Here is an 18,130-nt window from a genome sequence, read left to right as displayed (position 1 = left end):
GATTACTCTCCAGAACGCAACAAGACCCACTGGAGGGAGACGATGCTGCATTAACCTTGATGGAGCGTTAACGGTGCGCTTGCGGCGGGAGTGTGGCGTGCGATCCAGGTTGTGGACTTATCACCCACGCTTTTTGGCCTTGCCGGCAAACGGGTTTTCGGAGGCACGCAACACCATGCGGATCGGCACTCCGGGCAGGTCGAAGGCTTCGCGCAGGCTGTTGACGAGATAGCGTATGTAGGACTGCGGCATAGCGTCCGGGCGCGAGGTCGACAGCACGAATCCCGGCGGGCGGGTCTTGGCCTGCGTGATGTATTTTATCTTGAGTCGGCGGCCGGCGACGGCGGGCGGCGGATGGTGCGCCAGTATTCCCTCCAGCCAGCGATTGAGCTTTCCGGTCGAAACACGGCTGTTCCAGACCCTGTGCGTGCTGAGCACCGCTTCCATCAGCCGGTCGAGACCACGGCCGGTTTCGGCCGACAGCGTAACCGCCCTGATGCCGCGCACCTGCGGCAAAAGGCGCGCCGTCTTCTCGCGCAACTCTGCCAGCATCTCCTGCGGATTGTCGATCAGATCCCATTTGTTGAAGGCGATGACGGGAGCCCGCCCCTCCCGGGCGATCAGGTCGACGATCTGCAGGTCCTGCTTCTCGAACGGGATCGTCGCATCGAAGACGATGATGACGATCTCGGCGAAGCGGATGGCGCGCAGGCCGTCCGACACAGACATTTTTTCCAGCTTTTCCTGAATTTTCGCCTTGCGGCGCATGCCGGCCGTGTCGAACAGCTTTATCCGGCGGCCGCGCCACTCCCAGTCGACCGAGATGGAATCGCGGGTGATGCCGGCTTCCGGGCCGGTGAGCAGCCGCTCCTCCTCGACCAGCGCGTTGATGAGCGTCGACTTGCCCGCGTTCGGGCGGCCGACGACGGCGATCCGCATCGGCTTGGTTTCGTCGTAGGCAGGAATATCTTCAGCGTCCGGGTCGGCAATGTCTTCACCGATCAGCGCTTCGCTTTCCGCGATTTCGGCAGCCGCCTCCTCTTCGCCGAAGGCGCGCTCTTGCCCGAGCGCTGCGATCACCGCGTCGCGCAGATCGGGCATGCCCTGCCCGTGCTCGGCCGAAATCGGGATCGGCTCGCCCAACCCGACTTCCCAGGCTTCCAGCATGCCGCCCTGCGCGCCGCGCGCCTCTGCCTTGTTGGCGACCAGCACCACAGGCTTGCCGGAGCGGCGGACGATATCGGCGAAAGCCTTGTCGTCGGGCATCAGTCCGGACTTGGAATCGACCATGAAGAAGATCAGGTCGGCTTCGCGAATGGCGATCTCGGTCTGCGCGCGCATGCGGCCCTGCAGCGTCGCGGCGGCGGCGGTCTCGAAGCCGGCCGTGTCGACCACATCGAAATGGAGATCGTAGAGCTTGGCCGGATGGACGCGGCGATCACGCGTGACGCCCGGCGTGTCGTCCACGAGCGCCAGCTTCTTCCCGACCAGCCTGTTGAAAAGCGTTGATTTGCCGACGTTAGGCCGGCCGAGAATGGCGACTTTGAAGCTCATCTTCCGTCACGACGCGCTGCCCGAACCGCGGATCAGTTCGGACATGAGGTTCGCCCGCTCGCGCGTGTTGCGGGGTGCGGCGTCGTCGGATGCGACCTGTTCGAACAGCTTCAGCGCGTCGGCCGATTTGCCCTCTTTCCAGGCCGACAGGCCGAGCGCCTCGCGGGCGGCGTGGCGCAGCGTGTTGGTGTCGGCGGTCAACGTCTCCACCCGCGCCGAAACGTCGGCGTAGGAGCCGTTGTCGACCAGCAGAAGCGCCGCCCGCAGGCGTGCGATGTCACGAATGGCCTCCGGGATGGACGTATCGGCCGATACCGCATCGAATTCCTTGACCGCGCCGGCGAAATCGCCCTTTTCGGCAAGCACGGTCGCGGCGCGCATCCGCGCAAGCAACGGATAGGCGCCGTAGCCCTCCGCCTCCAGCGCTTTGAGCGCGGCCAGCGCTTCGTCGGGCTTGCCGGAATTGGCGAGGCTCAACGCCTGCGAGAACTGGTCGCCAGAGCGGTTGGCCCGCGTTTCCACCCAGTAATCATAGGCGACATAGGCGGCCGTGCCGAGGACGACGGCCACCGCGAGCGCGATCGCCGCCGGGCCGAAACGGTCCCACAGCGCCCTCGCCTGGTCCCGGCGCATCTCCTCGTTGACTTCGCGGATAAAACTGTCGTCCGACATGCGTTTTGATACCATACCCTGCCCGGAAGGGCGCGTTTGAGCCTGCGTTTTAGCGATATTTCGCCGGCATGGAAGGGGGCGAGGCCGAAAATCGGCCTGGCATCATCCGGATTGGGTTCAGGCGAGCGGCGGCACGCCGATCAGCCACAGATGCAGCCTCCAGATGAACAGGATATAGAGCACCGCGCCAGACGCCACCGCGAGGATGTCCCACTTGACCGGCCCGGGCAGCGCCGCCGCCTCCCCGCGCCGCTCCACCGCGATGCGGTCGATTACGGCCCAGGCGAGGAAGGCGCCGAACAGGATCACCGACGCCAGATCGCCATTGGCGAGCAGATGCGCGACAGCCCAGATTTGCACCGCAATCAGGAACGGGTGTTTGAGGATTGGCTTCAGGCGTCCGGCTGGAAAAATGAACACCATCAGCGAGACGAAGGAGAAGAACATCAGCAGCGAGGCGGTGTGCTTCATCCAGACCGGCGGCTCATAGAGGATAGGCGCCACCTCCCAGGCCCTGCCATAGCCCCAGATGAGGAGAACCAACCCGGCCAGCGAAACGAGCGAATAGATGCCCTTCCAGCGCCTCTCGCCCAATGCCGCCAACTGACGCTTTCGCCATTCGGGCGCGACGATGCGAACCGAGTGGATACCCAGAAAGACGATCAGCCCGAGAATGAGCGGAACCATCGCGGCCCTCCCCGACGAAACGCCGCATCCTAACGCGCCGCTCCGCACTTGCCTATGGCGCGGCTTCGGGCCACCCAACCTCGGCCACATTCCGGCCCTAGCCGTTTGCCGATCCGTTTCATGCCTTTTTAGAATTGATGCTAATGTCTGTTGCGTTCCGCGTTTGTGTCGCCGCTTGCGCCCTTCTTTCCACTTCGGTTTCAAGCATCGCTCATTCGGGCGCCCGGCCAATCCAGCACGTCATCATCTCCTTCGACGGGGCGCATGACCTGGCGCAGTGGCAGCGCAGCCGCACGCTCGCGGCGAGGACCGGCGCGCGCTTCACCTATTTCCTGTCCTGCGTTTTCCTGCTTTCGAAGGAAACGCGCCGTGAATACAACGCGCCCGGCAAGGGCGCAGGCAAATCCAATGTCGGTTTCGCCCAGTCGAAGGACGAGGTGGCGGCGCGGCTTGCGCAGATCCGGCTGGCGCGGTCGGAGGGACACGAGATCGCCAGCCATGGCTGCGGCCATTTCGACGGCAAGAACTGGAGCAAGGCCGACTGGCTCGCCGAATTCGCATCCTTCTCGACGATCCTGCGGGACGCCTATGCGATCAACGGCATTGCCGGCGAACCGGGTGACTGGCGAAAATTCGCGGAGACCGAAATCTCCGGCTTTCGCGCGCCCTATCTGTCGACGAGCAAAGCGCTCTACGCGGCGCTGTCCGAGGCGAAATTCGCCTATGACGCGAGCGGCGTCTCGCGCGGGCCGGCGGAACCGGAAGCAGCCGGCGGGGTGACCCGCTTCGCCCTGCCGCAGATCAGCGAAGGGCCGGCTTCGCGGCGGGTGATCGCCATGGACTACAATCTGTTCGTGCGCCATTCCGGCGGCCTGGAACGCGCCGGCGAGGCAGCGGCGTTCGAGGCGCGCTCACTTGAAGCGTTTCGGGCAGCCTTCGACGCGCAATATTCCGGCGAGCGCATTCCGCTGCAGATCGGCTTCCACTTCACGCTGATGAATGGCGGCGCCTATTGGCGCGCGCTGGAGCGCTTCGCCGAAGAGGTCTGCGTGAAGCAGGATGTCGAGTGCACTAGCTACAGCGGCTACCTGCAAGATTCGCGGCGGTCGGGCGTCGCACCCGAATCCGAGACGGCGGGCGGCTGAAACCGCCCGGCGCCCAAGCTTATTCCACCGTCGCCGCCTTCTCGCCCAAAAGCGCCTCCTTTTCGAGATATTGCCGGTCGATTTCGGGCAGCGGAGCACCCTCCAGTGTCGCCTCGAAGGCGCGCAGGCGCTTGTGGATCGATATCAGCTCGACGATCGTCGGCCAGGCGTTCACCAGATACTGAAACGACGAGCTGACCTGGCTGAAGGCGGTCGCAACCTGCTGCCATATGCCCAGCGTGATCGCTCCGGCTGCAATGGTCGGAATCAGAATCAAGCTGGAGAAGATGGCGTCGGCCTGCAGATAGCCCGACCGCACTACATTGAAATATGCATAATGGAAGTACAGTCTGAAATAGTTGCGGCGCACATGGGAGAAGAGTTCGGCGACTGTCGGCGGCTGAGCGCGCGCAGCTTCATCCTCGCCGTAGACGAGTTCCTTGCGGTAAGCTGCCTCGACACGCTGGTTCTTGAACTCCAGCCCCGGCAGCTTGATGCCGGCCACCATGAGCAGCGCCGTTCCGAAAATCGACCAGGTGACCGCTGCGACAACCAGCGAATAGGGAATCTCGCCGACGAGCGGAAGGACCTTAACATGCGTTGAGAGCGCAGCGAGCAGCGGCAAAAATGCAATCAATGTCATGGCCGAATCGATCAGGGAAACGCCGAGGCCCTCCATGGTCGTGGAGAACCGCATCGTGTCCTCCTGCACGCGCTGCGAGGCGCCTTCGATGTGCCGCAGCCTTTGCCAGTAGGCCATGTAGTAGTCGTTCATGGCGCTGCGCCAGCGGAAGATCCAGTGGCTGACGTAGAACCGGGTGATGACGAACAGCCCCATGCTGGTCATGCCGATCCAGGCATAGATCCAGAACATCGAATAGAGTTCGCCTGGGGACACGGAGCCAGGCGTCGTAATCGCTTTCTGGAAGAGATCGAAGAAGGGGCCGCGCCAATTGTTGATCGCGACGTAGAGTTGCACCGAAAGATAGGTGGAAAACAGGATCAGCGAAGAGCCCAGGATCGACCAGTTCAGCCAGGAATGCGGGGAATAGAAGCGCCAGAAGGCATAGAAAGCGCCGACCAAGAAGCCGAAATAGATGTAGAACCAGATAAACGGCCTGGTCCAGAAGACCGGTATGCCGAGCACCGGCGGCACGTCTGACGCCGCCGGCGGCAAGCCGAACGCGGCGCCAAGCTGTTCACCGCCGAAGAACCAGAAAAGAACCCCGGCGAGGCTCCAGACGGCGGCCGAAATGAAAAACAGCTTCGGCCTCGGAAAAAAGGATACGAACATTCGGCTTGTTCCTCTGGCGGGGGCAAATCAGCGGTGCGCTTGCGGGCATGAAGTCACAAAATACCCGCGAATGAAATATCCCCCTGACAGCGCATTGCGGCAGAATCAGGCAGACGGTTTATCGGCCCAGTTTCTGCTTTCTTCCGGCGTCGTAGCCGATGCCGCCGGCCAAGAGCAGCGCGATCGCCGCGCCGATCGAGGCGGCGACGAAGTTCCCCGTCCACTCGGCAGCCCAGCCCGCCGCGATCGGCCCGAGGATCTGGCCGACGCCGAACGAGGCGGTCATCAGCGCCAGCACCCGGCGCGGCGCCGCCGGCGCAAGCAGCCGTCCGATCTGCAGCCCGAGCGCGGTGATGGCGATGAATGTGCCGCCGAGCAGGACGCCTCCAAGCAGAGGGCCGGCGAAGCCGCCGAACGCCACGCTCGCCGTCACGCCCACCGCCTCGACAATGCAGCCGGCGGCAAAGGTCGCCGTCAGGCCGGCGCGCGCGGCGATGCGGTTCCACAGCCAGACCGACGGGATGCCCGCCAGCCCCGTCGCCAGCCAGACCAGCGCCTCGAACTGCCGGCCGGCGTCACCCTGGCGCACGATCGCCACCAGGAAGGTGGCGGTGACTATATAGCCGAAGCCGAATATGCCGTAGGCGACGATGATTTTGGCGAGTGCTGCACTTTTGGGCAGGCGCGGCTCGCGACGGGCTAACCCCACGGTCAGCGGGCCGCGGTCGATGAGCAGGGCGACCACTGCGAAGCCGGCGGCTGAAATCACGCCCGACCACAGCCAGCCGGCGGGCCAGTGCGCCCCGGCGGCAAGCAGCACGGCCATCATCGCCGACGAGACCGCAATGCCGACGCCGACGCCGCCGAAATGCATTGCCTGCAAACCGCCGCGCTTCGCCGCCGCCAGATGGCTGAAGACGATGCTGGTCAGAAACACCATGACGAAGGCGCTGGCCAGTCCGGCCAGGAAGCGGATCAGCAGGAAGACAAGCAGGCTGTCGCTCAGGCCCATCAGCGCCGAGAGCAGCGCGCTCGCCGCCAGCGCGCCGAGCATCAGTGCCCGCTCGGCCGCCATGCGCCCAGCCGCCCGCCGCGACGATGGCGCCGATGAGGTAACCGAGATAATTGGCCGAGGCGATCAGCCCGGCATCGGCCGAAGACAGGCCGAGTTCGTCCATCATGCCGGGCAGGATCGGCGTATAGACGAAACGCCCGAAGCCCATGGCGACCGCCATTGCGATCATGCCGGCGATGGCGAAACGGAGCGGAGGCGCGGGGTTCGAAATCATGGCGCGACAATATTGCCGCCCGACGAGCATACAATAGCGGCGCTCGATTTCCCGTTGGACCAAGCAAAGCCGAAGCGCCCTTTAACGGCGCTTCGGTCGGTTTTTTGTCCGTGCCGCAACTCAGCCGCAGCACCGTTCGCCGGAGCATTCCGGCGCGCCGCGATAGCCGCGGTTGAACGGCAGGTCGGCCAGTTCGCGCTCCGTCATCGCCTCGACATCCGGGTGTGACAGCGGGTCGAGTATCCAGCTTTCTTCGCCGGCGGGCGTATCGCGCAGCGCTCTCCGCACTTGGCCAAACGCTCTGGTTCCGATTGAGAAAATCTTCATGTTTTTCTCGCCTCATATGGTTCAATGGCTGTATGATCTGCCGAATCTAGCAATCTTCAATCCAGAAATGCCGAGCATGACATTAGAAAATCTAAAGCCATGAACCTCAACTCCGTGCATTTGAACGGCCTGCGCGCCGCGGAAACGGCGGCCCGCTGCGGATCGCTCGCCAAGGCCGCCGAGGAACTTGGCGTTTCATCCAGCGCCGTCAGCCAGCAGATCGGCCGGATCGAATTGCAGCTCGGCAAGAAACTGTTCGAGCGTACAAGCGGCGGGCTGACGCCGACGGCGTTCGGCGCCTTGTTCACGGCGCGCCTCTCGGTCGGGTTCCACGAGCTCGCGCAGGCGGTGGCGATGGCTGACGAGCAGGCGACGAACACTCTGGTGGTGTCGGTGCCCCCGGCTTTCGCCTCGCGCTGGATGGTGCCGCGGCTCAGCCGCTTCTTCGCGCTGCATCCCGACATCCTGCTGCGGATCGACGCCTCGACCCGGCTCGTCGACCTTGAGCACTCCGATGTCGAGCTCGCCATCCGCATGGGCGAAGGCAACTGGCCGCGCGTGCGGGCCGAACTCCTGCTTCCGCTGGAGATTTTTCCGGTCTGCTCGCCTGAACTCGCGAGGCGGCTGCGCTCACCAGCCGATCTCGCCCAAGTCTCCGTCATCCAGGACGAAAACACCATGCTCAGCTGGGACCGCTGGTTCGCGGCGGCCGGGGTCGAGCCGGTGACGCCGCTTCCGGGCGCAACCTTCACCGACCCGGTGCTTTGCCTTGAGGCGGTGATCGCCGGCCAGGGCGTCATGCTGGCCTGGCAATTGCTGGCCGCGGACGCGCTGGCCGACGGCCGGCTGGTCGCACCGTTCGGCGTCACGGTCGCCAGCGGTCTCGGCTACTATCTGGTGACGCGGGCATCCGGCCGGCAAAGCGCCAAGGCCGCCGAATTCAAGCGCTGGATCACCCGCGAAGTGAAGGCGACGATGGCGGGTTTCGGCAGCGCTACACCTGAAAGCTGATGCGCGCTACGGCCGCCGTTCCCGCGCGGCATGCATTTCCAGCACGCGCCGCGCGCTTTCCTCGTCGGTGATCAGCACGGTCGGCGCGATCAGGTTCATGGCGCCGAGCAGCGCCTCGATTTTTTCCGAGCCGCCGGACGTCAGTATGCGGAGCGGCGCGCGGCGCAGCCGCTCGACGTCCACCGACATGACCACGCCGTTGATCGGATGGTCGACGATTTGGCCGTTTATGTCGAACGGGTGGAAGAGCAGATCGCCGACCGTGCCGCGCGCGATCAGTTCCTCCCTCTGGGCTTCCTTGAGGTACCCGCCGCGGTAGAACGTGGTCGCCGACCTGATGCCGCCGATGCTCAGCAGAACGGCGTCGAGATCATCGGTCATGCGGAAGATATCCTGCAGGCCGCAGCGCTCGATGAGGGCGACCTTTGTCTCCACGCTGTCGACAACCGCCGGCGCGGGAATCAGGTAACCCTCGCCCTGAAAGGTCTGCGCAAAGCGCCAGGCGAACTCGGCCGGATTGATCTGTCGCGCCACGCCGACGCCACCGAGAAGCGAGATCACCTTGAAGTCGGACAGGGACTTTGGAGTGATGAAGGACAGCGTGCTGAAAAGGGTGCGCCCCCAGCCGACGCCGACGCGCATGCCCGACTTCATCGCCTCCGAAAGATAAGCGCCCGTCTTAGCGGCAATCGCCGGGATCGGGTCGGCCTCGGGCGTGGAAAGCGGCGCCACGAAAGCCTGCTGGATGCCGAAGGTCTTTTCCAGCGCGCGCTCGAGCTTGACGAGTTCGCTCAACTCGCTTTCGATGGCGATCTTCACCTCGTTGCGCGCGCGCGCGTCTGCAAGCATGCGCACGATGGTGACGCGGCCGACCCCAAGCACTTCGGCGATCTCGTTCTGCGTCATCTGCTCGATGAAATACATCCAGGCCGCGCGAATCCGGAGGCGGTCGGTCCTGCTCTCGCTCACCTGTTGCTCGGCAATGCCGGCCTCGCCCGCAGAGCCTCCGGTTCCGCCATTCGACCGTCGCTTCGCCAATTCCGTCCCCCGCTCGTTCGGCCCTACCGATTCTGGGCGCTGGCGCAGTATCGCCTATTGATCTACCAATCTGTAGAAACAATTCTTGCGCATGGCGATGGGCGAAGCGCCCGCCGCCGGGAGAAGTGCCGAGGCGACCTGAAATGCTCAGACAGATTTCCGAAGATGTCCGCGTCAACCTCAAGGACCGGCTGCGGGACGTGCGCCACGTCATCCGCCAGAGCCGCCACGACCACGCCCGGAACGCCGCCGTGGAGGCGGAGGGGCGTAATTCGCCATCCTCGCCGGCCAAGGGTCTGGAGGATCTGCTGGGGCATGCCGCCAGCGTCGTAGACGACGCCATGTCGCTTGCCGAAGCGCTGGTGCCGCATGAGCGCCCGGCAAGTGCCGACGCCGCGACGGTCAGGAGCTTTGAGCACTATTTCCGCAGCAATGGCCGCGGCCCCTCGCTGGACGGTGAGCGGGCATTCCGGCGCGACATGTATTATCTGGCCAAAGCGATCGCGACCAGGAAGACTACCGGCGCGCCGCGCATCTATGAAGCGAGCCTCGCCGCCGCGCATGCGGCGATGCGCAAGCGGCATGCCGATCTTATCGCCGAACTGGATATCGCTGCGGAGCCGGACGAGCGTGTAGCGGTAGCCGCGGTGCTCTCTGCGGCGCTGCTGATCGAACTCGTTGAGCATCGCCCGATCCGCTTCGGCGAGAGCGCACAGGGCCGGAACCTCGATCTCGAAGTCCGTTTCCTGGCGCCGCTGGCGCTGGCCTGCGGGCTTGCGACCATCGGCGTGGACGATCTGCCGGCGGCCGACATGCTGGAGATCACCATGCTGGCGGCGGATGTGCGCCATGACCGCATCGTCCAGGCTTATGGCAAAGCTGACCGGCTCGGCGACTTGACGACCGTGTTCGCCGTGCTGCTCGCCCATCTCCCCTAACCTCCAGCGGCTGCCAGATCGGCGATCCGCTTCTTGGCGCGCGGGATCGAGGCGGGGCTCATGCTGAGCTCCGTCAGGCCCATGCGGATGAAGGCCGGGATGAGATCGGGGCGGCCGGCTGCCTCGCCGCACATGCCGACCATGATGCCGGCTTCGACGCCTGCCCTTGCGGTCATCTCGATCGCCGACATCACTGCCGGGTTGGCGACATCGTTGAGCTTCGCCACGGTCGGGTTGAGGCGGTCGGCGGCCATAATGTATTGTGTCAGATCGTTGGTGCCGATCGAAAAGAAATCCACCTCGCGCGCCAGCACCGGCGCGATCAGCACCGCCGCAGGCGTCTCTATCATCACGCCGAGCGGGAATCTCGCATGGGGGACGCCCTCCGCATTCAGTTCGGCCGCGCATTCCTCGATCAGCGTTTTCGTCCGCCGCACCTCTTCGATATCGGACACCATGGGCAACATGACCTTGACGTTGCCGTGGACCGCCGCCCGCAGCAGCGCGCGCAATTGCCGCTTGAAGATGTCGGGCCGGTCAAGGCACATCCTGATGCCGCGCCAGCCGAGGAAGGGATTCTCCTCCTCCGGGAATTCTATTCCCGCGATCGGCTTGTCACCGCCGATGTCGAGCGTGCGCACGATAACCGCGTGCGGTGCAAACGCCCGCGCCAGCGCCGAGTAGGTCTCGGCCTGCATGTCTTCCGACGGAAGGTGCATGTGCCGCATGAACAGGAGTTCCGTGCGGAATAGGCCGACGCCCAGGGCGCCCGCTTCCACAGCGGCGTCGATCTCCTCCAGCGAGCCGATGTTGGCGGCTACCTCGATGACCGTGCCGTCCGCGAGTTTCGGGGTGAAATCCCTGAACGCCGTCAACGCATCGCGCTCGGCTGCGGCCTGCCCTACGCGCCGGGCGAAATCGGCGCGCACAGTCTCATCAGGATCGGCGACAACGATGCCGGCATCGCCGTCAAGGGCGATTTCCTTCGCCTCGTGCAGCGCATTGACCCGCTCGCCGAGGCCGAGCACGGCGGGTATGCCGTGCGACCGCGCAATGATGGCGATATGCGAGGTCGCGCCGCCATGGCCGCAAACGACGCCGCCGATGCGCTTCAGCGGCGCGCGGGCCAGATCCCAGGCGCCGATGTCGTCGGCGATCAGGATCGCGCCCTGCTGGATGTTTTCGAGGCTGACATCGTCCTGGCCGAGCAAAGCGAGGCAGATCTGCCGGCCGACGGCGTGCACATCGTCGGCGCGGGCATTGAGATAGTGATCGTCGACGCCGCCGAATTCCGACGCGATCTTCGATGTCGCGCTGATCACCGCCGAAACCGCGTCGACGCCCCTGACAACCAGCGTTTCGGCCTCGCCAGTCAGCGTCTCGTCTGCCGCAATATCCTTCAGCGCGGCGATGATGCCGCGGTCGCCCGCCGACAGGCTGTTCTCAGCCAGCGCCTTGTCCATCCGCCGCTGCACAGCGGCAATCGCGTTCCTCAGCCTTTCGATCTCGGCGGGAATTTCGCCGGCTGAAAGCTCGCGGCCTTCCGCCCGGATTTCGGGCGGGAAATGCGCGAAGGCCGGCCCGATGGCGACGCCCTCGCTCGCGGCGATGCCGCGCAGCGTTCCATCCGCAGCTGCTACCGGTTCCGTGGCGGCGACCGGTTCCGTGGCGGCGACCGGCGCAGCCGGGGCGGATTCCGCGGCGGCCGGGGCCGCATCGCTCGGCGCGAGCGCATCCCCGTCGAGGCCGGATAGCGGGTTTTCCAGGTAGCCGATCAGCGCCTCTACCGCTTCGATCGCGTCCGCGCCCGTTGCCCGGACGGTGACCTCCTGGTCCTCCTTGACGCCGAGCAGCATCAGCTTCACCGAGCTCTTGGCGCTCGCCGCCTTGCCGTCCTTGACGATCTCGACATCGGATTCGAAGCTCTTGGCGAGCTTGACGAACCGCGTGGCCGGGCGGGCGTGCAATCCTTCATGCACTCTGACGATGGTCGAGCGTTCCATGGCGCATACTCTGTATTCGGGAGCGCCACCGCCGCAAGCGGCAGCGCAAAATCAAGTCAGGCGGCGATCGTGATGATCGCGTCGGTTTTCAGGGCCGCCACCAGCGATTCATGATCGACCTTCGAGGCGCAGATTTCGCCCGGCCGCTCGGCTTCGGCCGCTCCGTTGAATGAGATCACCACATGGCCGATCTCGCGCACCTTGCTCCAAGCCGTCGGGCCTACCGCGGTAATCGTGGCCGACAGCGGTCCGATCGCGATCGATGCCCCGACATCCGGCGCGCCGTCGCTTGGCCCCTGCTCAGTCTTGTGGAGTACCGAGACTTCCGCGAGTTCCGCCGGCGAACCGTCCGCAAACAAGATGACCACGCCGGCTTCGGCGAGGTCCGCCACCTCGGGCCCGATCTCGGTAATCCGCGTCCGCAAAAGAACTGTCATGATCGCCTTCTTCTTCCTTATCGATGCCTGCTCCGGCGAGCCTTTGCAGGCCGCCGGAGCAGAATTTGGGCAGGTTCTAGAGCACGAACAGGCTGAACACCCATGCGATCAGCACGGATACCGGTCCCATGATCTGGCGGCTGATCAGAACCGCCGGGACGCCGATCTCGATCGTCTTGGGCTTGGCTTCGCCAAGCGCCAGGCCGACCGGCACGAAATCGCAGCCCACCTGCGTGTTGTAGGCAAACAGCGCCGGCAGGGCCATTGCGGGCGAGATCGTGCCATTGGCTATCTGCGGACCGATGATGGCCACGCCGATCACCTGCGCGATGACCGCTCCCGGCCCGAGAATGGGCGAAAGGAACGGCAGGCCGCAGATCGCCGAGATGATCAGCAGGCCGACGATGTTGTTGGCCAGCGGACCCATCGGCTGGGCCAGCACGTCGCCGATGCCCGTATAGAGGATCAAGCCGATGAGCATGGTCACGAAGGCCATGAACGGCAGCACGTTGCGGATCACCTGGTCGATGGTGCGGCGGCCGGCATTGAAGAAGATGCCGACGACACGCCCCATGACCCGGCCGATCGAGCTGATCAGCCCGACGAGCCCGCCCTCGCTGGAGGGCGCCGCATCGGCGGCCCTGACCGCCGGCGAATCCGTCGGGCTCGGACCGGTACCGGTGGCTGCGCCCGCGGTCGTGACCGGCTCGGACCCGTCCGCCATCGAGATGTTGGCCGGCTTCACGCCCGAGACGTAGATGTCCTCGGTAATGAACTGGGCCAGCGGCCCCGCCTGTCCGACCGGCGTCAGATTGACGGTCGGGATGCGCTTGCGCGGATAGACGCCGCAGCGGGCTGTTCCGCCGCAATCGACGACAACAACCGCCATTTCGCTTTCGATCGGCGGCGCCTTGAAGCCGTCGACGGCTTCCGCCCCGGTCATGTCAGCGATCAGCTTCGCCACCGGGTGGATTCCGCCGCCGGTGACCGAAACCACCTTGTTGCGCTGTTCCGTCGGCTGGATGACGAGGGGCCCGCCCCAGCCTCCCGAGCCGCGGGAGATCTTTACCGCCTTATATGTCTTGGTCATGGTAACCATTTTTCGCCCTCCCCCGATTACAGCTCGACGCCCTGGCGGCGCGCCATGATGGCTGTGATGCGTTCGGTCAGCATGCCCTTGAGCAGGATGACGATGAGGCCGACGATGGCGTACCAGATGGCGACGTTGATGTGGTAGCCGGAAGGCACCGCGCCGCTGCGCTCCAGTTCGAGAAGCGCCACCAGCACGCCGCCCCAGACGAAATATTCGCCCGGATTGATGTGCGGGAACAGGCCGAGCGGCGGGTGAACGTAGGACACCGCCGCGTCGTAGAAGGCCGGCTTGTGCTTTTCCTCGAGGAACGACCCGAAGGTGTAGGCCATCGGATTGGTCAGGAAGAACACCGCCAAGAGCGGCAGCACCGTGTAGCGGGTCAGCGCGATCCTGCCCGCGCCGCGGGCAAGCCCGTGCACGCGCTCCTCGCCGACCAGTTCGGTGATGGCGTAGAACGCCGTCATCAGCACGACGAGCGTCGGGATGATACCGGTGACGAAGCCGGCGAAAACCTCGCCGCCTTTTTGGAAGATGCCGATGAAGTACTTGCCGATGGCGGTCAGCCAGCCGAGCTGCTCCTCCTGCTGGACGGTTTCCAGCTTCTGCCTGAACTCCTCGACACTTATGCCGCCGTCGGCCTGGGCGAGAACGACAAGGTCATTCGGGCCGTGCCCGACGGCGAGCTTGCCGTGCAATGCAGCATCCGAAACCATCGAGCCTGCGACATGCAGGTTCTGGACGGCCATGTCGGCATGCTGCGCCAACATTGAAATTATGGACATTTCTCCTCCTCTATTCAGCCCTTGCCGGCTTTATCCCCCCGGCTCGCGGCGGTCCTCTATGCGCGTGCAGTGTTCAAGCCGGACAGGCCCGGCTCTTCGATCGGCTCCGACCGCGCGCGGTCGATTTGCTCGATCGCCCGTTTCACGGCCTCGGCCACACCGGGTTCCCCCTCACCCAAAACCGCGGGATCGGACCGGAGCTTGTCGAGGGCGACACCCTCGAATTCTTCATGTCTCTTGAATTTTGCGAACACGGAGCGCCCGCTCATCGCCAGGAAGCGGCGCACAATCAGATCGGGCGTCACCACGACCAGCACGATGGTTCCCTTGCCGAAGCGGCCGCGATGGTTGCCAGCGCCAACGAAGCCGTCGCTGTATTTTTCGGTGATGCCTTTGAAGACCCCGGAGTAGTGCCGCATCTGGACCCAGACGCCGAGCGACTGAAGCGCCCAGACCACCACCAGCAGCAGCAATCCCCATTGCCAGATCGCCATATTTCTCCTCCTCCCGAGGATTTGCCGAGCCGCGCTGACGTGGCGCGGGACGGCTTCAATTAGAGAACATTTGTTTCCTTCAATGTCAATATGTATGATATCGTGACGTATCGAGCCCGCCACAAAGCGGTGGACTGATTTGGTTTATCAGGCAGGCGTGCTAGATTCTGCTGGAAAAGGATGCCCTGAACAATGGATTTGCGGTTCAAGGACGAATTGGCCCTGATGCCCGACCTTCGGCATCGGCTGCGGCAGTTGCGCTGGTTCAGGGCGACGTTCCGCGCCAGCGCCCGGGAGGTCTCGGCGACCTATGGCCTGCGCTTCGAGATCGACGAGACGAAGCTGACGCGGGCGTTTCTCGACTGGGTCGAGATCATCGAAGCGCAAAAGCGCTTCGCACAGGTGGATCGGGCCGATTTCATCGTCTTTGCCGCCGGCCTGGTTCTGCGCGAACTGATTCGCCAGGAACCGGCTCGGTTGGTTTCCGACCTCGACAGCCTGAACGAGAATGCCGCCAACCCCGAAGCGCTGGAGATCGTGCGGTTCTGGCCGGAAGGCTTTCTCTATACCAACTATTGCGTGTCGGCGATCGCGGCGATCTACGAGCAGGAATTCGGCCGTGTACCCATGATCGACAAATGCGCCGACGATCTGCGCACCTGGTGGTCGTATCGCGAGAACGTCACCGAGATGCCCGCCTATGCCGTCGCCTTCCTGGACCGCTTTCTCGGCGCTGAACCGAACTGGATCGCGCCCGACCGCGCACAGGCCCGGCAGGCCATGCAGCGGGCGCTGGGCGCATCGCGCCGCAGCAGCGCCCTCCCGCAGCTTTGAGCCCTCTATTCGGCAGGGCAGCAATCCCGTCTATTGAACATCTGGTTTTTTATGGATAGCGATGTGCGCGATTTTGGGTTTTCGGGGGAGAAGCGCGTGGCGCGATCGAAGCTGATCATTTTCGACTGCGACGGCGTTCTGGTCGACAGCGAGCCGCTGGCCGCCCGCGCCTATGAGCGCGTCTACGAGAAGCACGGCATGAGCGGCGTCGGCGCGGACATCATCGCACAGTGCGTCGGCATGAAGCAGTCCGACATCATCGTCAGGATCAGGGACCTGACCGGCCACCAGTTTCCGGAGCACGCGGACGACGACATCTGGGCCGAGACCAAGATCCTGTTCACCGAAGAGTTGAAGTCGACCCACGGCATCGTGCCGTTCCTGGATTCGCTCGGCGTCGAACGCTGCGTGGCGTCGTCATCGTCGGTCGAGCGCATAAACCACAGCCTCGGCGTAACCGGGCTGGCGCGGTTCTTCGGCGCGTCCATCTACAGTTCCGCGATGGTCAGGCGAGGCAAGCCCGCTCCGGACATTTTTCTCCACGCCGCCGAAAAAATGGGCGCAAACCCCGCCGACTGCGTGGTGATCGAGGATTCCCCATTCGGCATCGAGGGCGCGGTCGCGGCCGGCATGACGGCCATCGGCTACACGGGCGGCGGCCACACCTATCTCGAACACGGCGCACGCCTCACTGCTCGCGGCGCGGCGGCCATCTGCGCCGACTGGAATGAAGTCGGGCTGCAGCTTGCCAGGCTTGGTTTTCTCAAGGAAAGCGCCGGGGCGGCGGGCTAGTATTTCTCGGGACCCTGCGCCAACGCTGTTCCCCTCCCCCTTGCGGGGAGGGGTTAGGGGTGGGGGTGGTTCCGCCAAGCTCGGCGGCCGTCATTCAAGTACCGAACAGCCCCCGACATTCTATTCTCCTCCACCCATCGAGCCCGGCATCACCACCCCCACCCGTCGGCTCCGCCGACACCCACCCCGCAAGGGGGAGGGTTTGGCGCCCGTGTTAAACCAGCATCCCCATCGGATTTTCGACATGGCGCTTGAAGGCGACCAGCAGCTCGGCCCCGAGCGCGCCGTCGACGGCGCGGTGGTCGGTCGACAGCGTCACCGACATCATCGTGGCGATCTTCACCTCGCCGTTCCTGACCACCGCCCGCTCTTCGCCCGCGCCGACCGCCAGGATGGTCGCGTGCGGCGGGTTGATGACGGCGGAAAAATCCTTGATGCCGAACATGCCGAGATTGGACACGGCCGTGGTGCCGCCCTGGTATTCCTCCGGCTTCAGCTTCTTGTTGCGCGCACGCGCGGCCATGTCCTTCATCTCGTTGGAGATCACCGACAGCGTCTTTTCGTCGGCCTTGCGCACGATCGGCGTGATCAGTCCGCCGGGGATCGACACCGCCACGCCGACATCGGCATGCCTGTGCTGCACCATGGCGGTCTCGGTCCACGAGACGTTGGCCGTCGGCACGTCGCGCAGCGCTAGCGCCATCGCCTTGATGATCAGATCGTTGACCGACAGCTTGTAGGCGGGGACCTCGCCCTTTTCGGTCTTCGTCACCGGCGCGGCGGCATTCAACTGCGCCCTGAGCGCAAGCAAAGCATCGAGTTCGCAGTCGAGGGTGAGATAGAAATGCGGGATGGTCGACTTCGCCTCGACCAGCCGCCGGGCGATGGTCTTGCGCATATTGTCATGCGGGATGAGTTCGTAGGAGCCCTCCGCGAAGAGTTTTAGCGCTTCTTCTCCCTCCCCCTTGCGGGGAGGGTGGCCCGAGGGGCCGGGTGGGGGTGGCGAGGAAGATGCGGTTTCGGACGATTGGCCGATCTCGCCCGGCAGGGCAGAGGGGGGCGGCGAAGCTTGAGAAGACGGCGAGGCGGAACCACCCCCACCCGTCGGCTCCGCCGACACCCTCCCCGCAAGGGGGAGGGAGGGCGCTGCCGCAGCCGCCTTCTCCACATCAGCCTTCACCACGCGCCCATACGGACCTGAACCGGTCACCGCCGCAATATCGATCCCACCTTCGCGCGCAATGCGGCGGGCGAGCGGCGTGGCGCGGACGCTAGGCGCTTGGTTCATCTCCCCCCTTGTGGGGGAGATGCCCGCCCCTCCATCAGCACTCGGGAGGGCAGAGGGGGGCAACGCAAGGCGCCCCCCATTTCCGGTTTGCCCCTCAGTTTCGACCTGAGGAGCCGGCGGGACAGCGCCGCCCTCTGTCGCCTTCGGCGACATCTCCCCCACACGGGCGGGGATTGGAGCTTTGTTCTTCCCGGCCGCGCCGACGCTTTCCCCCGCCTCATAAATCCAGGCCACTGCCTCGCCGACCGGGATATCCACCCCTTCCCTGCCGGTGATGTCGCGGATCGTGCCGCTGGCGGGTGCGTCGATTTCCATCGCCGCCTTGTCGGTCTCGATCTCGAAGAGCACGTCGCCCTTCTTGACCACAGCACCCTCCTCGACGAACCAGCGCGAGATCTGGCCGGTCGCCATGTCCATGTCGACCTTGGGCAGGATGACCTCGACCGGCATTT

Annotated in this window: 17 protein-coding genes and 1 pseudogene; 5 read left to right on the top strand and 13 right to left on the bottom strand. The window is 64.7% G+C overall.

The window, feature by feature from the left end; translation table 11 throughout:
• Positions 1-120: 120 nt before the first annotated feature.
• From der to G6N73_RS06755, 3 genes are all read right to left on the bottom strand, one after another.
• On the bottom strand, positions 121-1,554 hold the full coding sequence (der, locus tag G6N73_RS06765; RefSeq protein WP_165025098.1) for a ribosome biogenesis GTPase Der: 1,434 nt from the start codon (positions 1,552-1,554) through the stop codon (positions 121-123).
• Between the two features lie 6 nt (positions 1,555-1,560).
• A complete protein-coding gene (locus tag G6N73_RS06760; protein WP_165025095.1) occupies positions 1,561-2,226 on the bottom strand; it encodes a tetratricopeptide repeat protein in 666 nt (221 codons plus the stop codon).
• A gap of 117 nt (positions 2,227-2,343) precedes the next feature.
• Positions 2,344-2,913, bottom strand: coding sequence for an NnrU family protein (locus tag G6N73_RS06755; RefSeq protein WP_165025093.1), 570 nt, complete (start codon positions 2,911-2,913; stop codon positions 2,344-2,346).
• Positions 2,914-3,056: 143 nt separating this feature from the next.
• On the opposite strand from G6N73_RS06755, the gene G6N73_RS06750 reads away from it, so the two are divergent.
• On the top strand, positions 3,057-4,058 hold the full coding sequence (locus tag G6N73_RS06750; protein WP_165025090.1) for a polysaccharide deacetylase family protein: 1,002 nt from the start codon (positions 3,057-3,059) through the stop codon (positions 4,056-4,058).
• A gap of 19 nt (positions 4,059-4,077) precedes the next feature.
• On the opposite strand, the gene sbmA is transcribed toward G6N73_RS06750, so the two are convergent.
• The 3 genes and pseudogenes from sbmA to G6N73_RS06735 all read right to left on the bottom strand — a co-directional run bounded on the left by sbmA (position 4,078) and on the right by G6N73_RS06735 (position 6,968).
• Positions 4,078-5,352, bottom strand: coding sequence for a peptide antibiotic transporter SbmA (gene sbmA / locus G6N73_RS06745; protein WP_165025087.1), 1,275 nt, complete (start codon positions 5,350-5,352; stop codon positions 4,078-4,080).
• Between the two features lie 118 nt (positions 5,353-5,470).
• Positions 5,471-6,641, bottom strand: a pseudogene (locus tag G6N73_RS06740) (YbfB/YjiJ family MFS transporter).
• A gap of 120 nt (positions 6,642-6,761) precedes the next feature.
• Positions 6,762-6,968 carry a hypothetical protein gene (locus G6N73_RS06735; protein ID WP_165025085.1) on the bottom strand — a complete coding sequence of 69 codons (207 nt, stop codon included), beginning with the start codon at positions 6,966-6,968 and terminating at the stop codon, positions 6,762-6,764.
• 99 nt (positions 6,969-7,067) lie between these two features.
• On the opposite strand from G6N73_RS06735, the gene G6N73_RS06730 reads away from it, so the two are divergent.
• On the top strand, positions 7,068-7,979 hold the full coding sequence (locus G6N73_RS06730; RefSeq protein ID WP_165025082.1) for a LysR substrate-binding domain-containing protein: 912 nt from the start codon (positions 7,068-7,070) through the stop codon (positions 7,977-7,979).
• Between the two features lie 6 nt (positions 7,980-7,985).
• Here G6N73_RS06730 and G6N73_RS06725 read toward each other — a convergent pair whose 3' ends face one another.
• Positions 7,986-9,017, bottom strand: a complete 1,032-nt coding sequence (locus tag G6N73_RS06725) for a sugar-binding transcriptional regulator (protein WP_246251718.1) — start codon at positions 9,015-9,017, stop codon at positions 7,986-7,988.
• A 143-nt stretch (positions 9,018-9,160) separates the two neighbouring features.
• Here G6N73_RS06725 and G6N73_RS06720 point away from each other — a divergent pair, with 143 nt between their 5' ends.
• Complete coding sequence (locus G6N73_RS06720; protein WP_165025079.1) at positions 9,161-9,955, top strand: hypothetical protein; 795 nt, start codon at positions 9,161-9,163, stop codon at positions 9,953-9,955.
• Here G6N73_RS06720 and ptsP read toward each other — a convergent pair.
• From ptsP to G6N73_RS06695, 5 genes are all read right to left on the bottom strand, one after another.
• Entirely contained in the window at positions 9,952-11,958 is a 2,007-nt protein-coding gene (ptsP, locus tag G6N73_RS06715; protein WP_165025077.1) for a phosphoenolpyruvate--protein phosphotransferase, read from the bottom strand. The genes G6N73_RS06720 and ptsP overlap by 4 nt on opposite strands.
• A 56-nt stretch (positions 11,959-12,014) precedes the next feature.
• Positions 12,015-12,395: a PTS glucitol/sorbitol transporter subunit IIA gene (locus tag G6N73_RS06710; protein ID WP_165025075.1), complete on the bottom strand. Its 381-nt coding sequence runs from the start codon at positions 12,393-12,395 to the stop codon at positions 12,015-12,017.
• 76 nt (positions 12,396-12,471) lie between these two features.
• Positions 12,472-13,485 (bottom strand): PTS glucitol/sorbitol transporter subunit IIB, encoded by a 1,014-nt coding sequence (srlE, locus tag G6N73_RS06705; RefSeq protein ID WP_165025073.1) that lies wholly within the window; start codon positions 13,483-13,485, stop codon positions 12,472-12,474.
• A 26-nt stretch (positions 13,486-13,511) separates the two neighbouring features.
• The gene (gene srlA, locus G6N73_RS06700; protein ID WP_206078703.1) at positions 13,512-14,270 is read right to left on the bottom strand and encodes a PTS glucitol/sorbitol transporter subunit IIC; all 759 of its coding nucleotides are present in this window, start codon (positions 14,268-14,270) and stop codon (positions 13,512-13,514) included.
• A 56-nt stretch (positions 14,271-14,326) separates the two neighbouring features.
• Positions 14,327-14,764 carry a transcriptional regulator GutM gene (locus G6N73_RS06695; RefSeq protein WP_165025072.1) on the bottom strand — a complete coding sequence of 146 codons (438 nt, stop codon included), beginning with the start codon at positions 14,762-14,764 and terminating at the stop codon, positions 14,327-14,329.
• A 192-nt stretch (positions 14,765-14,956) separates the two neighbouring features.
• On the opposite strand from G6N73_RS06695, the gene G6N73_RS06690 reads away from it, so the two are divergent.
• Together G6N73_RS06690 and G6N73_RS06685 are read left to right on the top strand one after the other, a co-directional pair.
• A complete protein-coding gene (locus tag G6N73_RS06690) occupies positions 14,957-15,598 on the top strand; it encodes a hypothetical protein (protein ID WP_165025070.1) in 642 nt (213 codons plus the stop codon).
• Positions 15,599-15,694: 96 nt separating this feature from the next.
• Positions 15,695-16,390 carry an HAD-IA family hydrolase gene (locus G6N73_RS06685; RefSeq protein ID WP_165025068.1) on the top strand — a complete coding sequence of 232 codons (696 nt, stop codon included), beginning with the start codon at positions 15,695-15,697 and terminating at the stop codon, positions 16,388-16,390.
• Positions 16,391-16,604: 214 nt separating this feature from the next.
• Here the strand turns inward: G6N73_RS06685 and G6N73_RS06680 are convergent, their stop codons facing one another.
• The gene (locus tag G6N73_RS06680; RefSeq protein WP_165025066.1) at positions 16,605-18,128 is read right to left on the bottom strand and encodes a 2-oxo acid dehydrogenase subunit E2; all 1,524 of its coding nucleotides are present in this window, start codon (positions 18,126-18,128) and stop codon (positions 16,605-16,607) included.
• Positions 18,129-18,130 lie beyond the last annotated feature (2 nt).

Origin of the sequence: Allomesorhizobium camelthorni, from assembly GCF_011045125.1 — a bacterium.
In the GTDB taxonomy this organism is placed as follows: domain Bacteria; phylum Pseudomonadota; class Alphaproteobacteria; order Rhizobiales; family Rhizobiaceae; genus Allomesorhizobium; species Allomesorhizobium camelthorni.
This window is presented reverse-complemented; position numbering and strand designations above follow the sequence as displayed.

Bases quoted from the DNA above. Each gene is read 5' to 3' on its own strand.
- G6N73_RS06730 (WP_165025082.1), top strand. From the start codon at position 7,068: ATGAACCTCAACTCCGTGCATTTGAACGGCCTGCGCGCCGCGGAAACG.
- srlE (WP_165025073.1), bottom strand. From the start codon at position 13,485: ATGACCAAGACATATAAGGCGGTAAAGATCTCCCGCGGCTCGGGAGGC.
- G6N73_RS06680 (WP_165025066.1), bottom strand. From the start codon at position 18,128: ATGCCGGTCGAGGTCATCCTGCCCAAGGTCGACATGGACATGGCGACC.
- G6N73_RS06755 (WP_165025093.1), bottom strand. From the start codon at position 2,913: ATGGTTCCGCTCATTCTCGGGCTGATCGTCTTTCTGGGTATCCACTCG.
- der (WP_165025098.1), bottom strand. From the start codon at position 1,554: ATGAGCTTCAAAGTCGCCATTCTCGGCCGGCCTAACGTCGGCAAATCA.
- srlA (WP_206078703.1), bottom strand. From the start codon at position 14,270: ATGTCCATAATTTCAATGTTGGCGCAGCATGCCGACATGGCCGTCCAG.
- G6N73_RS06710 (WP_165025075.1), bottom strand. From the start codon at position 12,395: ATGACAGTTCTTTTGCGGACGCGGATTACCGAGATCGGGCCCGAGGTG.
- G6N73_RS06690 (WP_165025070.1), top strand. From the start codon at position 14,957: ATGGATTTGCGGTTCAAGGACGAATTGGCCCTGATGCCCGACCTTCGG.
- G6N73_RS06695 (WP_165025072.1), bottom strand. From the start codon at position 14,764: ATGGCGATCTGGCAATGGGGATTGCTGCTGCTGGTGGTGGTCTGGGCG.
- sbmA (WP_165025087.1), bottom strand. From the start codon at position 5,352: ATGTTCGTATCCTTTTTTCCGAGGCCGAAGCTGTTTTTCATTTCGGCC.
- G6N73_RS06760 (WP_165025095.1), bottom strand. From the start codon at position 2,226: ATGTCGGACGACAGTTTTATCCGCGAAGTCAACGAGGAGATGCGCCGG.
- G6N73_RS06720 (WP_165025079.1), top strand. From the start codon at position 9,161: ATGCTCAGACAGATTTCCGAAGATGTCCGCGTCAACCTCAAGGACCGG.
- G6N73_RS06735 (WP_165025085.1), bottom strand. From the start codon at position 6,968: ATGAAGATTTTCTCAATCGGAACCAGAGCGTTTGGCCAAGTGCGGAGA.
- G6N73_RS06750 (WP_165025090.1), top strand. From the start codon at position 3,057: ATGTCTGTTGCGTTCCGCGTTTGTGTCGCCGCTTGCGCCCTTCTTTCC.
- ptsP (WP_165025077.1), bottom strand. From the start codon at position 11,958: ATGGAACGCTCGACCATCGTCAGAGTGCATGAAGGATTGCACGCCCGC.